The organism is Curtobacterium sp. AC268 (assembly GCF_979258745.1).
Genome location: NZ_OZ409878.1, coordinates 1,215,632 through 1,229,691, shown reverse-complemented (window position 1 = coordinate 1,229,691; position 14,060 = coordinate 1,215,632). Strand labels below are relative to the sequence as shown.

General features: G+C 72.4%; 14 protein-coding genes and 1 riboswitch. Of the genes, 10 read left to right on the top strand and 4 right to left on the bottom strand.

Going from position 1 to position 14,060, the window contains the following annotated elements; genetic code table 11:
• Positions 1–8 precede the first annotated feature (8 nt).
• A complete protein-coding gene (locus ACZZ9K_RS05730) occupies positions 9–440 on the bottom strand; it encodes a GNAT family N-acetyltransferase (protein ID WP_027466313.1) in 432 nt (143 codons plus the stop codon).
• A 111-nt stretch (positions 441–551) separates the two neighbouring features.
• On the opposite strand from ACZZ9K_RS05730, the gene ACZZ9K_RS05725 reads away from it, so the two are divergent.
• From ACZZ9K_RS05725 to ribH, 5 genes are all read left to right on the top strand, one after another.
• The gene (locus tag ACZZ9K_RS05725; RefSeq protein WP_463443525.1) at positions 552–1,832 is read left to right on the top strand and encodes a hypothetical protein; all 1,281 of its coding nucleotides are present in this window, start codon (positions 552–554) and stop codon (positions 1,830–1,832) included.
• Positions 1,833–1,919: 87 nt separating this feature from the next.
• Entirely contained in the window at positions 1,920–3,593 is a 1,674-nt protein-coding gene (locus ACZZ9K_RS05720) for a hypothetical protein (protein ID WP_463443524.1), read from the top strand.
• A gap of 311 nt (positions 3,594–3,904) precedes the next feature.
• Positions 3,905–4,039: riboswitch (FMN riboswitch) on the top strand.
• Positions 4,040–4,133: 94 nt separating this feature from the next.
• Entirely contained in the window at positions 4,134–4,787 is a 654-nt protein-coding gene (locus ACZZ9K_RS05715) for a riboflavin synthase (protein WP_463443523.1), read from the top strand.
• The gene (gene ribB, locus ACZZ9K_RS05710) at positions 4,787–5,476 is read left to right on the top strand and encodes a 3,4-dihydroxy-2-butanone-4-phosphate synthase (protein WP_463443522.1); all 690 of its coding nucleotides are present in this window, start codon (positions 4,787–4,789) and stop codon (positions 5,474–5,476) included. The genes ACZZ9K_RS05715 and ribB overlap by 1 nt, the downstream gene beginning before the upstream one ends.
• Positions 5,473–5,952, top strand: coding sequence for a 6,7-dimethyl-8-ribityllumazine synthase (ribH, locus tag ACZZ9K_RS05705; protein ID WP_027466317.1), 480 nt, complete (start codon positions 5,473–5,475; stop codon positions 5,950–5,952). The genes ribB and ribH overlap by 4 nt, the downstream gene beginning before the upstream one ends.
• Positions 5,953–6,085: 133 nt before the next feature.
• Here the strand turns inward: ribH and ACZZ9K_RS05700 are convergent, their stop codons facing one another.
• Positions 6,086–6,256: a hypothetical protein gene (locus ACZZ9K_RS05700; RefSeq protein WP_017888559.1), complete on the bottom strand. Its 171-nt coding sequence runs from the start codon at positions 6,254–6,256 to the stop codon at positions 6,086–6,088.
• 66 nt (positions 6,257–6,322) lie between these two features.
• Complete coding sequence (locus ACZZ9K_RS05695; protein ID WP_027466318.1) at positions 6,323–6,871, bottom strand: TetR/AcrR family transcriptional regulator; 549 nt, start codon at positions 6,869–6,871, stop codon at positions 6,323–6,325.
• A gap of 154 nt (positions 6,872–7,025) precedes the next feature.
• Between ACZZ9K_RS05695 and ACZZ9K_RS05690 the strand changes: the two genes are divergently transcribed.
• The 5 genes from ACZZ9K_RS05690 (at position 7,026) to ACZZ9K_RS05670 (ending at position 13,192) form a co-directional block, all read left to right on the top strand.
• Entirely contained in the window at positions 7,026–9,062 is a 2,037-nt protein-coding gene (locus ACZZ9K_RS05690) for an aldo/keto reductase (RefSeq protein WP_463443521.1), read from the top strand.
• Positions 9,041–10,048 carry a LacI family DNA-binding transcriptional regulator gene (locus tag ACZZ9K_RS05685; RefSeq protein WP_463443520.1) on the top strand — a complete coding sequence of 336 codons (1,008 nt, stop codon included), beginning with the start codon at positions 9,041–9,043 and terminating at the stop codon, positions 10,046–10,048. Before ACZZ9K_RS05690 ends, ACZZ9K_RS05685 begins: the two co-directional genes overlap by 22 nt.
• 212 nt (positions 10,049–10,260) lie before the next feature.
• On the top strand, positions 10,261–11,784 hold the full coding sequence (locus tag ACZZ9K_RS05680) for an MFS transporter (RefSeq protein WP_027466321.1): 1,524 nt from the start codon (positions 10,261–10,263) through the stop codon (positions 11,782–11,784).
• 238 nt (positions 11,785–12,022) lie between these two features.
• On the top strand, positions 12,023–12,532 hold the full coding sequence (locus ACZZ9K_RS05675) for a flavin reductase family protein (RefSeq protein ID WP_027466322.1): 510 nt from the start codon (positions 12,023–12,025) through the stop codon (positions 12,530–12,532).
• A 45-nt stretch (positions 12,533–12,577) separates the two neighbouring features.
• On the top strand, positions 12,578–13,192 hold the full coding sequence (locus ACZZ9K_RS05670) for a superoxide dismutase (protein ID WP_027466323.1): 615 nt from the start codon (positions 12,578–12,580) through the stop codon (positions 13,190–13,192).
• Positions 13,193–13,301: 109 nt separating this feature from the next.
• On the opposite strand, the gene ACZZ9K_RS05665 is transcribed toward ACZZ9K_RS05670, so the two are convergent.
• A complete protein-coding gene (locus ACZZ9K_RS05665) occupies positions 13,302–13,919 on the bottom strand; it encodes a hypothetical protein (protein WP_463443519.1) in 618 nt (205 codons plus the stop codon).
• Positions 13,920–14,060: the final 141 nt, after the last annotated feature.

The following is a 14,060-nucleotide window of genomic DNA, read 5'->3' as shown; positions in this document are numbered from 1 at the left end:
AACCCGGGTCAGCGCTTCCGGGTCATCGGGATGTGCGGGATGCGGTCCTCCAGGTACTCGTCGCCCGAGCGCACGAAGCCGAAGCGGCCGTACCACTGCTCCAGGTGCGACTGGGCACCGAGGGCGATGCTCGGCGAGCGGGACTCGGCGATCGCGGCCTCCATGAGCTGCGCGCCGAGTCCCTGGCCGCGGGCGTGCTTCGCGGTGGCGACCCGGCCGATGCGCTCGGTGCCGTCGGGCTCGCGGAGCAGGCGGAGCGTCGCGTCCACCGAACCGTTGCCGGCCCAGAACTGCACGGTGCCGGGCTCGAGGTCACGGCCGTCGATGTCGCCGTACGCGGCCTCCTGCTCGACGACGAAGACGTCCTGGCGGAGCCGCAGGATCTCGTGCAGCGTGACGATGTCCAGGTTGCGGGTCGGAGCGTTGAAGATCGAGACCACGGACGGCCCTTCCTGAGAATTTCTTCCGAAACAGGGTGTGTTCCGGACCGGATCGGCGTACATTGCCGGTCAACCACTCTACGTGCGCAGCCGAGATCAGGAGGTGAGCGCATGGACCACCCGTTGCGCGCACCCTGGCGCGCCGCACTCCGCATCGTCCTGCTGGGCGTCGGGACCCTCGCCGCCCTCGTGCTGCTGTCCCTGCTGCTCGGCGCACGACCGGCCTCCGCCGCGACGACCTCGGCCGTCCCGACCGAGCAGCGCGGCCTCGTCGGCAGCGTCGTCGACGGCGTCGGTGGCACCGTGCAGGGCGTGACCGGCGAGGTCGGCAAGGTCGTCGGCGGCGTGACGGCTCCCGTCCGCAAGGCCGTGGCACCAGCGCCCGCACCTGCTCCTGCTCCTGCTCCTGCTCCTGCGGCGCCCGCTCCGGCCCCCGTGCCCGCACCCGCTCCGGCTCCCGCGGCCCCCGCCGCGCCGTCGAGCCCCGCTCCGGCCGCGACCACCCCGGCTGCCGCACCCACCACGACCGCCCCCGCGGCAGGCCCGGCCACGCGCCCGGTGCGACACGTCGTCGACCAGGTGACCAGTGCCTCCCGGCCGGTCACCGACACCGTCGCGAACGTCCTGCGCCCCGTCACCGGCACCGTGGAACGCGTCACCGACACGCGCCCCGTCACCGCCGTCGTCGACACCGTCGACGACGTGGTCGGCAGCGTGCCGGTGGTCGGCACGGTCCTCGGCGACGACACCCTCGGCACCGTCACCGGCCCGGTCACGGGCCTGGTCGACGACACGCTCGGCTCGGTCGGCACGACCGTGGGTACCGTCCCCGACGTGGTCGAGGGCGTCGTCCCGTCCGTCGGCGGCACCCTGCCAGGAGGCACGGCCCCCGTCGTCGACGTCCCCGCACTCCCGGTGGGCGGCGGCTCGAACCCGTCCGCCGGGCCCGTCCCGTCGGTGCCGGTCGCGAACGCACCCGTCCGGCCCGGAACGGTCCCCGCGCAGGGCGCCTCGGCGCCCGCACGCGCCGTCGCCGCCGATGCCCTGGGCCACCGCTCCGCCGGGTTCCGCCCGTCGGAGCCGGTCGCCGCAGCCGCCACGACGGCCACGGTCGGCCCGCTCGTCGCAGCCGTCGAGGCGCAGGACGCGACCCTCGGTGGGCGCGCGCTGCTCGTGCCCGCGGACGGCGAGGGCCACGGTCTCCCGTTCGACGGAGCCGACGCCGGTGTGCTCGGCGGCAGCGCTTGCTCGACCTCCGGCGGCGCAGCAGCCGTCGGCATCGTCGGCTCGACCGACGACATCGTCTCCCTCGCCGCAGGGTCTCGCGGCACGCTCTCCGACGACGCGGTCCCCGCATCCGTGGTCGGCGAGCACGACGTCGCCCCTGACTGAGATCGGTGCGCCTGTCCGCCACGGCAGGCACGCACACATCCCGGCTGCGTCCGCGGTCGGTGACGATCTCGATCAGGGAGTACGACCATGAACAAGTACGTCTCCAGAGGGCTCTGGTTCGCCCTCTTCGTCGGCGGGCTCACGCTCGGCGGCACGGCTGCGGCGAACGCGGCCACGACATCCGGTGCCGACGGCATCGTCTCGGGCACCCAGGTGGCCCCCGCCGTGGACGCCCCGGTGTCCCTCGGCGGCAACGCGATCACCGTGCTCGGCGACGCAGTGTCGACGGCGACCGGGTCCACGCCCGCCGCTCCGGCTCCGGCTCCGGCCACGACCGCTCCTGCCCCCAGCACCTCGGGCGAGGACGGCACGTTCTCGGGCACCCAGGTGGTGCCGGACGTCGCGGCACCGGTGACGGTCGGTGGCAACGCCGTGGCCGTCGCCGGTGACGCCGTCTCGGCCGCCGCACCCGCGGCAGCTCCGGCGCCCGCAGCACCGACACCGGCACCGGCTCCGGCGCCTGCCGCTCCTGCCGCTCCGGCTCCGAGCACCTCGGGCGAGGACGGCACGGCTTCCGGCACCCAGGTCGACCCGACCGTGACCGTCCCCGTGACGGTGGCCGGCAACGGGATCGGCGTCCTCGGCGACGGCACCGCGACGTCCACCGCCCCGTCGGCGACCCCTCCGGCGCCGGCTGCCGAAGCGCCGTCGGCGCCCACCACCTCGGGCACCGACGGACTGCTCTCCGGCACCCAGGTGACCGGCCTGGTCGACGTCCCGGTGACGATCGGTGGCAACGGCATCGGCGTTCTCGGTGACGGGACCGCGACGGGCACGACGCCCGCCGCGGGCTCGGGTACCGCGACTGCTCCGGCGGCCGGTGGTTCGACCTCGGGTTCGGACGGCACGGCCTCGGGCACGCAGGTGTCCCCGGTCGTCTCGATCCCGGTCACCGTGGCGGACAACGGCATCGGGCTGCTCGGGACCGGCACCTCGACGGGCACGACGCCCGCCGCGGGCACGGGTACCGGGACCGCTCCGGTGGCCGGTGGTTCGACCTCGGGTTCGGACGGCGCGGCCTCGGGCACACAGGTGTCCCCGGTCGTCGACGTCCCGGTGACGATCGGTGGCAACGGCATCGGCGTCCTCGGCGACGGCACGAGCACCGGCGGCACGACGGCTCCGGCCACCGGCACCACGACCCCGACGACCGGCGGTTCGACCTCCGGCGACGGCGGCCTGCTCTCCGGCACCCAGGTCACCCCGGTGATCAGCCTGCCGATCACCATCGGCGGCAACGGGATCGGCATCGTCGGTGACGGCACCAGCACCACCCCCGGCACCGGCACGAACCCCGGGACCGACCCGGGCACGGACCCCGGTACCGACCCCGGTACGGACCCGGGCACGGACCCCGGTACGGACCCGGGCACGGACCCCGGTACGGACCCGGGCACCGTCCCCACCGACGGGACGGGCACCGGTACCGGCACCACGCCCGGCACGGCGACCATCCCGGTCGGCGTGGTCGGCGTCGTCGAGCCGACCCGGGCCTCCACGGCGGGTGTGGTGACCACCACGACCGCTGCCACCGGCGGGGTCCGGACGAGCGCCGCGACCGTCGCGGCAGCCGCCGCGGCCGGTGACGGCCAGCCGGAGCTCGCCTACACGGGAGCCGGCTCGCCGGTCCTGCCGGCCGGGTTCGCGCTCCTGCTGCTCCTCGCCGGAGCGGGCACGCTCGTGCTCCGTCGCCGGCACTGACCGCAGGCGAACGAGGGGCGTCGCCATGGTGGCGCCCCTCGTCGTCGCGGCCGCCGGTCGCCGACGGGCCGTGCGCGTTCCCCGACAGGACACCGGACGATCGACGGGTGTCCTGTCGGGACATGTCGGCGCATCGGATGCGTGTGCATGTTCCGACGGAGCGCTCGTCGATCGACTCGTGCATCGTCGCGGCCTGGACGCCGGACACCGCGGGTGCCACGTTCTCACCCTGCCCGGGGGAGACGCCCGGTCACGACGGCGCCGCCACCGTGGCGCGGCCGTCAGCGGCCTGGGGTATCGTTCCGACTACGCAAGCGCTCCGGGGTCGGTGTAATTCCGAGCCGGTGGTGACAGTCCACGAACTGATGACGGGTGCGAACCCGACAGAGGTTGACCCGGTGGGATTCCGGGACCGACGGTGAAAGTCCGGATGGGAGGCGCGCTGGGCGGACAGGACGACCCCACGACCCGTGGGGTGCGACCCGTCCGTCGATGCCGACGATCGTCGAACGCCCCCGGAGTCCCGTTGAGAGGACACCAGTGTTCACCGGCATCATCGAGGAACTCGGCACCGTCACCGCCGTCGAGCAGCAAGGCGACTCCGTCGCGCTCACCGTCCACGGCCCCGTCGTCGTGCAGGACGCCCGGCACGGCGACTCGATCGCGACGAGTGGTGTCTGCCTGACCGTCGTCGAGCAGACCCCCGAGACCTTCACCGCCTTCGTCATGAAGCAGACCCTCGACATGAGCGCCCACGGTGCACTCCGGGTGGGGGACCGCCTGAACCTCGAGCGCGCCGCCTCGGTCGGCGACCGCCTGGGCGGGCACATCGTGCAGGGTCACATCGACGGCACCGCCACCGTGCTCGAGGCGGCCGACGGTGACGGCTGGCGGCGCGTGCGGTTCTCGCTCACGCCGGCGCTCAGCCCACTCGTGGTCGACAAGGGTTCGATCGCGCTCGACGGCGTCTCGCTCACGGTCAGCGCGGTCTCGCCCGAGGACACCGCGCCCGACGCGGCCTGGTTCGAGGTGAGCCTGATCCCCGAGACGCTCGAGGCGACGACGCTCGGGCTCCGCGTGCCGGGTGACCGGGTGAACGTCGAGACCGACGTCCTGGCACGGCACGTCCGCCGCATGCTGCGGCTCGACGCCGCGGCGCACTCGCTCGAGACCGTCGGATCGGAGGCCCGGTGATGGTCGCCGAGGTCGGTGCCGCCCCGCAGGCACTCGGGTTGTCGAGCATCGAGACCGCGATCGCGTCGATCGCGGCCGGTCGCCCGGTGATCGTCGTCGACGACGAAGACCGCGAGAACGAGGGCGACGTCATCCTGTCCGCCGAGCTCGCCTCGCCGGAGTGGATCGCGTGGACCGTGGCGCACTCGTCCGGGTTCATCTGCGCGCCCGTCAGCACCGAGATCGCCGACGCACTCGACCTCCCGCCGATGGTGGCGCACAACGAGGACGTCCGCGGCACGGCCTACACGGTCACCGTCGACGCCGCCGTCGGCGTGACCACGGGCATCAGCGCCCACGACCGCGCCCGCACCCTGCGGGTCCTCGCCGACCCGACCTCGGTGCGCGACGACCTGCACCGCCCCGGACACGTGGTGCCCCTGCGTGCACGACCGGGCGGGGTCCGCGAGCGCGCCGGGCACACCGAAGCAGCGATCGAGCTCGTCACCGCGGCCGGACTCCGGCCCGCTGCGGCGATCTGCGAGATCGTCGACGAGGACGGCAGCATGATGCGGCTGCCGGCGCTCGTCGGACTCGGGGCACGCGAGGGCGTGCCCGTCATCACCATCGCCGCGCTCGCCGAGTGGCTGGACGCGACAGACCGGGCGGCGGCAGCGACCGCAGCGCCCACGGAAGGAACGACACGATGAGCGGAGCAGGCGCGGCGGACCGCGACCAGGTCGACGGCACCGGGATCCGGGTGGCCATCATCGCCGGACAGTGGCACGACACGATCGCGGCGGGCCTGCTGGCCGGGGCGCAGCGCGAGGTCGAGCGGCTCGGGGCGACGGCCGACGTCATCCCCGTCCCCGGCAGCTTCGAACTGCCCGTGGTCGCGAAGACCGCGCTCGAGGCCGGTTTCGACGCGGCGGTCGCGCTCGGTGTCATCATCCGCGGCGGCACCCCGCACTTCGAGTACGTGTCGGGAGCGGCGACGAGCGGCCTGACGCAGGTCGCGATCGACACCGGCAAGCCCGTCGGGTTCGGTGTGCTCACGCTGGACGACGAGCAGCAGGGGCTCGACCGTGCCGGGCTGCCCGACTCCAAGGAGGACAAGGGTGCCGAGGCCGCACACGCGGCGATCAGCACCGCGGTGACGCTGCGGTCCCTGCGCGTCCTGGTCTGAGGCGCCGGACCCCACGCAGAACGGCCCCGCACCGGTGAGGTGCGGGGCCGTTCTGTGTTTGCTTGTCTGTGCTTGCTGATCAGCGTTGCTGGTCAGTGCTTGCTGATCAGCGTTGCTGGTCTGTGCTTGCTGATCAGCGCTTGCCGAACACGTGGATCGGCAGGAAGAAGGAGAGGCTCATCAGGAGCACGCCGGCCATGAAGACGAAGGCCTGGCCCGACTCCACCTGGAAGGCGAACCCGAACAGGTACATCGACACCAGCAGCAGCAGGATCGAGAAAACAGCGGCGATGACGCGGCCCACGGGATACCTCCGGGTGTCGACGAGTGGATCGTTCCCCAGTCTATCCCCAGCCGGGGGTGCGCCGGTTCACGCTCCCGGTCGCGTCGCGATCAGACGGTCGACGACGGTGAGCAGGGTCTCCATGTCGACGCTGCCCCGCTTCGGTCGCACCTCGCTCGCCGCGCCGAGTGAGGCCTGGTGGTACAGCCCGTCGCCGAGGAGCTTGACGGCCTGCGCGGTCGGCTCGTCGCCGAGGGCGTCGACGAGGGTCGCGAGCCAGGCGTTCTCGGTGTCGTCGAGAGTGCGTCCGGCCTCTTCGTAACCGGCCTGCTGCAGGCGGCTCGCGGCGAGCAGGGCGAGGTCCAGCTCGCTGCCGACGAACAGGCAGTTGCGGACGAAGTAGCGCGCGGCGCCGTCCTCGGCCTCCTGCATGCGCTCGACGTCGATCGCGGACAGGTCCGACAGCCGTTCGCAGAGCCCCTCGACCAGGGCGGCCTTGGAGCCGAAGTGGTAGAGCAGCCCGCCCTTCGAGACGCCGGCGCGCGCGGCGACGGCGTCGAGCGTGGCGGGACGCTCGCCTTCCTCGCACACGATGGCGACGAAGCTGTCGAGGACACGGTCGCGGGCACTGGCCATGCCGAGAGTCTAGGAGCAGTTCCGGGGGCGCGGACGCCGGCTGCTCCGCAGTCGCCGTGAACGCTCACGAAATGCCGCAGGACCGTTGCTCATCGTTCCGGTACCGGCTAGCGTCGAGCCGACCGTGAAGGTTCACGAGACGACAAGGATCCGCATGTCAGCGCAGACGGCGAACACCGCCACCACCCCGACCTCGACCACCACCGACCGCCCCGGGTGGGCCGTCCTCGGCCCCGGCAGCATCGCCCGACGCTTCCTCTCGCAGCTGCCCGCCAGCGGGGGTGTCCTGGTCGCGGCCGGCAGTTCGTCCGCCGAGCGGGCGCAGGGCTTCGCCGACGAGGCCGCCGGGTTCGGGTTCGCGGACGTGACCGCCGGGACCTACGACGAGGTCCTCGCCGACCCGCGGGTGGACGCCGTCTACGTGTCGACCGTGCACACCGGGCACGCCCGACTCGTGCTCGCCGCACTCGAGGCCGGCAAGGCCGTCCTCTGCGAGAAGCCCCTCGCCGTGAACCACGGCACCGCGATGGCGCTCACCGACGCCGCACGCCAGGCCGGCCTGCCGCTCGTCGAGGCGTTCATGTACCGCTTCCACCCGCAGACCGCGGCGCTGCTCGACCTGATCCGCGACGGCGTGATCGGCGACGTGACCCACGTCGACGCCTCGTTCGCCTTCCGGACGGGCGAGCGCACCGGTCGACTGTTCGACGCCGACACCGCCGGCGGCGGGATCCTCGACGTGGGCGGGTACCCGGTGACGATGGCCGCGGCGATCGTGCAGGCCGCCACCGGGGTCGCCGTCGCCGAGCCGGTGGACCTCACCGCCACGGGCACGCTCGGGCCGACCGGGGTCGACGAGTGGACGGTCGCGCAGCTCACCTACAAGGGCGGGACCACGGCGACGGTCCGGACCGGCGTCTTCGTGCAGGACGACAACGCCGTGTCGGTGTACGGCTCGCGCGGCCGGATCACGCTCACCGACCCGTGGACCCTCGGCGACGACCCCACCATCGAGATCCACACCGTCGACGAACCCCCTCGCTCGCTGTCGTTCGCGGGTGAGCACCCCTACGCCCGAGAAGCCGACGCCACCACCGACGCCCTGCGTGCCGGCGGGGTCGAAGCGGCGCAGATGACCATCGACGAGACCCTCGCCACGGCCCGCACGCTCGACAGGTGGCGCGCGGCGATCGGCCTGCGCTACCCCTTCGAGGCCGAGACCGCCGACATCCCGACGGTGACCGGCCGACCGCTCACCGTGCAGGACGGCAACCCGATGCGCTACGGCGAGGTTCCGGGCGTCGGCAAGCGGATGTCCCGCCTGGTGATGGGTGTCGACAACCAGCCCGACCTGGCACACGCCAGCGCGATCTTCGACCTGTTCGTCGAGCAGGGCGGCAACGTGTTCGACACCGGGTACATCTACGGCGGCGGGGTGCTCGAGGGCAGGCTCGGCAGGTGGATCCAGAACCGGGGGATCCGCGAGGACGTGGTCGTCATCACGAAGGGCGCCCACACCCCGCACTGTGACCCGGAGTCGATCACCCGGCAGCTGCTCGAGAGCCTCGAGCGCCAGGGCACCGACTACGCGGACGTCTACATGATGCACCGCGACAACCCCGACATCCCGGTGGGGGAGTTCGTCGACGTGCTCGACGAGCACCGCCGAGCCGGGCGCATCCGCGTGTACGGCGGCTCGAACTGGACCCCCGCACGGTTCGACGAGGCGAACGCCTACGCACGGGCCAACGGCAAGCACGGGTTCGAGGTGCTCAGCAACCACTTCGGTCTCGCCGAGGCGTACGACGTGCCGTGGGACGGCTGCGAACACGCGACCGATGCGGCATCGAAGGCCTGGCTCGAGGAACGCCAGGTCCCGCTGCTGCCGTGGTCGTCGCAGGCCCGCGGGTTCTTCACCGGCCGCGCGACGCCCGAGGACACCAGCGACGCCGAACTCGTCCGCTGCTACTACTCGGACGACAACTTCGAGCGGCTCCGGCGTGCGCGCGAACTCGGCGAGCAGTTCGGTGTCCCCGCGACGGCGATCGCACTGGCGTACGTGCTCAACCAGCCGTTCCCGACGTTCCCGCTCTTCGGACCCCGTACGATCGCGGAGGCCCGGTCGTCCATGACCGGCCTCACCGTCGACCTCTCCCCGGAACAGGTGGCATGGCTGGACCTCCGCGCCTGACCCCGGGCGGCCGCGCGACGATCATCGACGTCGCCGCGGCCGCCGGGGTGTCCCGGCAGACCGTCACCCGTGCGATGAACGGCATGTCCGGCATCAGCGCGGCGACCAAGGACCGCGTGCTCCAGGCCGCGGCTGCGCTCGACTACCGTCCGTCACGGTTCGGCCGCGGGCTCGTCACGGGTGGCGACCACCAGCTCGGGCTCGTCGTCAACGACCTGCGGAACCCCTACGCACCGGCACTCGCCTCCGCCGTGCTCGGCCTGGCCGCCGCCCGCGGGTGGAACGTCATGCTCGCCGACGTCGGGCTCGCGAGCGACTCGGACCGGATGGTGGAGTCCCTCGGTGCCCAGACCGACGTCGTGATCGGCTACCTCGGGTCCCGTGCGCCGGAGTGGATCGAACGGCTCGGCTCGGTCCCGGTCGTCGAGCTCGACCCCTCGGGACCGGTGACCCGCGCCGCGGTCCGGATCGACCCGACCGCCGCGATCGAGGACCTCGCCGACCACCTCGTCGACGTCGGGGTGAAGCACCCCGTCGTGCTCGACGCCGCGGCCGACGGCGCGCCGAGCCAGCGCGGGGAGCACATGGTCGCGGCACTCCGGCGTCGCGGGTACCTGCCCGACCTCGTCGTCGCGTCCGCACCCACCGCCGAGGCCGGCGCCGGACAGACGGAGCGGATCCTCGCCGAGCACCGCCGGGTGGACGCGGTCCTGGCCTTCAACGACGTGCTGGCCCTCGGGGTGCTGTCGGCCTGCCGTCGTGCCGGTGTCGACGTCCCCGGTGACGTCCGCGTGGTCGGCGTCGACGGCCTGCCGCTCGGGACACTCGTCGCGCCGACGCTCACCACGCTCGCCGTCGACCTCGACGAGGTCGCAGGCCAGGCCCTCGACCTGGCGCTCGGCATGCTGGCGGGCGAGCTGCCGCGCTCGGGCGAGGCCGTCGAGCGCACGGTGCGACACCGGTTGCTGCTCCGCGAATCGGCGTAGGCCCGACGACGCGACCAGTGGACGGACGCAAGGCCCGTGGCGGGACCGCCACGGGTCTCCCGGCCGTCGCAGTTGCATTTGCAACCAAAACCGTCCGGACGGTACACTAACGGAGTCCTGACGGGGCGCGTGTCCATCCCGCGTCCCGTCTCGTCTGCCCCACGTACCACCCGCCGTCGACCTGGTCCGGCTCGAAGTCCCAGGAGTCCGCCGTGTCCGCACTGCTCACCAGCCCCGTCGCCACCCGCGTCACCGGGAGCCGCGCCCGACGGTTCCTGGCGCTCGCCGTGCTCATGCTGCCGGTCCTGCTCATCTCGGTCGACAACACCATCCTGAGCTTCGCGCTGCCGTCGATCAGTCGCGCGCTGAACCCGGACGCCACCACGCAGCTCTGGATCGTGGACGCGTACCCGCTGGTGCTCGCCGGCCTGCTCGTCGTGATGGGCAGCATCGGTGACCGCATCGGTCGACGGCGGATCCTGGTGATCGGCGCGACCGGCTTCGCACTGTTCTCGGTGGCCGCGGCCTTCGCGACCGACGCCTGGATGCTCGTCGCGGCCCGCATCGCGATGGGCGTGTTCGGCGCGATGCTCATGCCCGCCACGCTCTCGATCATCCGCAACGTGTTCGTGGACGCGGGGGAGCGGCGGATGGCGCTCGCCGTCTGGTCGACGATGTTCGCGGCCGGCAACGCGCTCGGCCCGCTCGTCGGCGGCGCGCTGCTCGCGCACTTCCACTGGGGCAGCGTGTTCCTCGTCGCGGTGCCGATCCTCGTGCTCATGCTCGTCGGCGTGCCGTTCTGCGTGCCGGAGTCCCGCGACCCGATGCCCGGGCCGGTCGACCTGCCGAGCATGTTCCTGTCCCTCGGCGCCCTCGCGCCGATCGCGTGGGCCATCAAGTCGGTCGTGCACCCCGAGGAGCGCGGCCTCGCGATCGCCATGCTCGCGGTCGGTGTCGTGTGCGGCATCGCGTTCGTCCGTCGGCAGCTGCGGTCCCGCACGCCGATGCTCGACCTGCGGCTGTTCCGCAGTACGGCCTTCACGGGCAGCGTGCTGATGAACCTGGCGGCGATGTTCTCGCTCACCGGGTTCCTGTTCTTCATCGCCCAGCACCTGCAGCTCGTGGCCGGGCTCGACCCGTTCGCATCCGGCGTCGTGCTCATCCCGGGGTCGGTCCTGACCATCGTCGCCGGGCTCGCGGTCGTGCCGATCGTGGCGCGTGTCGCCCCGCGCTGGGTCGTGTCGGTCGCGCTGCTGTTCTCGGCGGCGGCGTACGCCCTCGTCGCGGTCCTCGGACACCACGCCTCCATCGCCGCCCTGGCGTTCGCGTTCGTGCTGCTCGGCATCGGGATCGGGGCGTCCGAGACGGTGACGAACGACCTCATCATCTCGACGGCTCCGGCGGACAAGGCGGGTGCGGCGTCGGCGATGTCGGAGACGGCGTACGAGATCGGGGCCGTGCTCGGGACCGCGGTGCTCGGCACGATCCTGGCGACGACCTACCGGGCGCACGTCGTGGTGCCCGACGGATTGTCCTCGGCGGCGCACGTCGCGGCGCAGGAGACCCTCGGCGGCGCGGTCGCCGCGGCGGGGCAGCTCGGCGGCAGCGCCGGGCAGGTGCTGCTCGAGTCGGCGCGGGCGGCCTTCGACTCCGGCGTGACGATCACGGCGGGCGTCGCCGCGGTGCTCATGGTGGTGGCGGCCGCGGGGGCGCTCGTCATGCTCAAGCGCCGCTGAGCGGCCGCGCGGTTGAGCGGCCGCGCGAGCGCACTGCGGGCGCGAGCTGCGCTTCGTGAGCAGGAATGGTCGGGTCGCGCACGGTGACCCGACCATTCCTGCTCACGAAGCGCCGCCACGGCGCGCCCGGCCGAGCCCGAACCTGTGAATCGTTGACCTCAACCAGGGTTCAGGTCATACGTTGGGTGACAGCCGCCGAGTGACGGCAGCCCCTCCCGAAGGAACGACCACGATCACCATGCCCGACGAAGCACCGGCAACCATCGCCGACGCGTACAAGTCCGCCTTCCGCGGGCACCCTGCCGGCGTCGCCGTCATCACGGCCGAAGGCCCGGACGGACCGACCGGCCTCACCGCCTCGAGCGTCGCGAGCGTGGCCGTCGACCCGCCCGTGCTGGTCTTCTCGCTCTCGACGAACTCCGGCTCGGCCGGGGTCGTGCTCGGTGCGCCGCTGTTCGTCGTGCACCTGGTCGACTCGCTCGGGGTCGCACTCGCCAAGCGCTTCGCGTCGACCGGCAGCCCGGCCGCCGACGACCCGATCTGGGGCACGCTGCCGTCCGGCGACCGCTACCTGCCGAGTGCGGCGAGTGCACTCCGCTGCCGACCGCTGTCGACGACGCCCATCGGCAGCTCGACCGTCGTCGTGGCCGAGGTGCTCGACATCATCGTCGGCGCCGACCGCGGCGAGCCGCTGGTCTACCACAACCGGGAATTCCACTCCCTCACCGATCGTTCCCGGCTCTCGTGAGCCGCGGAGCCGCGTCCACAACCCCACTGATCGAAAGGACCTCACATGGCTGAGTACACCCTGCCGGAACTGCCGTACGACTACGCCGCGCTCGAGCCGCACATCAGCGGCAAGATCATGCAGCTGCACCACGACAAGCACCACCAGGCCTACGTGACCGGTGCCAACACCGCGCTCCAGCAGCTCGGCGAGGCCCGTGAGTCCGGCAACTTCGGCGCGATCAACAAGCTCGAGAAGGACCTCGCGTTCCACCTCGGTGGCCACGTGAACCACTCGATCTTCTGGACCAACCTCGGCCCGGACACGAAGGTCCCCGAGGGCGAGCTCGCCGCGGCGATCGACGAGTTCTTCGGTTCGTTCGAGAAGTTCCAGGCGCAGTTCGCCGCCGTCGCGAACGGCATCCAGGGCTCCGGCTGGTCCGTGCTGGCCTGGGACACCGTGGGCCAGAAGCTCACCACGTTCCAGCTCTTCGACCAGCAGGGCAACATCCCGTTCGGTCTGGTCCCGATCTTCATGCTCGACATGTGGGAGCACGCCTTCTACCTCGACTACCTGAACGTCAAGGCGGACTACGTCAAGGCCGTCTGGAACATCGTCGACTGGGAGAACGTCGCCGCTCGTTTCGAGAACGCGAAGTCGCAGCGGTTCGTCACGCTCTGATCCGCGTCGGCGGGTCACCACGGTGACCACCTGACGAACGGGAGGCACGGTGCCAGCTGGCACCGTGCCTCCCGTTCGTGGTCCGGGTGCCGTTCCGGACCGCACGCCGTCACCGGGTCCGCGACCGGTTCTCTGTCGCGGTCGCGCGCAGCGCGCGGTCGGCGCCGGTCGTGCTCGAAGCCAGGTCGTGGGCGATGCGACGCAGTGCGTCGTCGGCCTCGGTGTGCGCGCGGTCGACGAGCGCGCTCCACTGGGCTCCGCGGGCGGCCATCACCGTGTCCTGTGCCGCACGTTCGGCGAGGACGGGGTCGGCACCGTGTGCCCGGCACCACGCCCGGATGGCCGCCACGTGGCAGCGGTGCGCGCGGCGCTGGCGGTCGCGTCCGTCGAGGGACTCGACCGATCCGAGTTCGAAGGTGAGTCGCGCGGCCAGCGCACGGTGCGGGTCATCGAGCCCACCGAAGGCCGCGACCAGGTGATCGGCGAGGGCGTCCGCGTCGGCGTCGGGGTCGAGCGTCGCCACCGGCCGCGAGGCCGCCAGGTGTTCGACGACGGAGTCGATCAGGGCTTCGCGTGAGCCGAAGTGGTAGACGACCGGGTAGGCACTCGTCCCGAGCACGCGGCCGAGCCCCCGGACCGTGACGTCCTCGATCTTGGTCTCGACGAAGTGGTCGACGACCTTCTGGAGGATCGCGGGCTTGCGGGTGGGGTCGGGCTTCCTGGGCATGGCATCTCCGTCGTCTGGGCGGTGGTCGCGCGACCGCCCACATACTAGCAGGCAGTATTTCAGTGACACCATGGTCGTCGTGTGTGATCCCTCTTGGAAACCTCCGTTTTCACCGATAGAAACGGAGAAAAACTCGGCTCC

What these genes read in the sequence shown, in the direction of transcription:
- ACZZ9K_RS05725 (WP_463443525.1), top strand. Translation starts at nt 552, where the DNA reads ATGGACCACCCGTTGCGCGCACCCTGGCGCGCCGCACTCCGCATCGTC.
- ACZZ9K_RS05720 (WP_463443524.1), top strand. Translation starts at nt 1,920, where the DNA reads ATGAACAAGTACGTCTCCAGAGGGCTCTGGTTCGCCCTCTTCGTCGGC.
- ribB (WP_463443522.1), top strand. Translation starts at nt 4,787, where the DNA reads ATGGTCGCCGAGGTCGGTGCCGCCCCGCAGGCACTCGGGTTGTCGAGC.
- ribH (WP_027466317.1), top strand. Translation starts at nt 5,473, where the DNA reads ATGAGCGGAGCAGGCGCGGCGGACCGCGACCAGGTCGACGGCACCGGG.
- ACZZ9K_RS05695 (WP_027466318.1), bottom strand. Translation starts at nt 6,871, where the DNA reads ATGGCCAGTGCCCGCGACCGTGTCCTCGACAGCTTCGTCGCCATCGTG.
- ACZZ9K_RS05690 (WP_463443521.1), top strand. Translation starts at nt 7,026, where the DNA reads ATGTCAGCGCAGACGGCGAACACCGCCACCACCCCGACCTCGACCACC.
- ACZZ9K_RS05685 (WP_463443520.1), top strand. Translation starts at nt 9,041, where the DNA reads ATGGCTGGACCTCCGCGCCTGACCCCGGGCGGCCGCGCGACGATCATC.
- ACZZ9K_RS05675 (WP_027466322.1), top strand. Translation starts at nt 12,023, where the DNA reads ATGCCCGACGAAGCACCGGCAACCATCGCCGACGCGTACAAGTCCGCC.
- ACZZ9K_RS05670 (WP_027466323.1), top strand. Translation starts at nt 12,578, where the DNA reads ATGGCTGAGTACACCCTGCCGGAACTGCCGTACGACTACGCCGCGCTC.
- ACZZ9K_RS05665 (WP_463443519.1), bottom strand. Translation starts at nt 13,919, where the DNA reads ATGCCCAGGAAGCCCGACCCCACCCGCAAGCCCGCGATCCTCCAGAAG.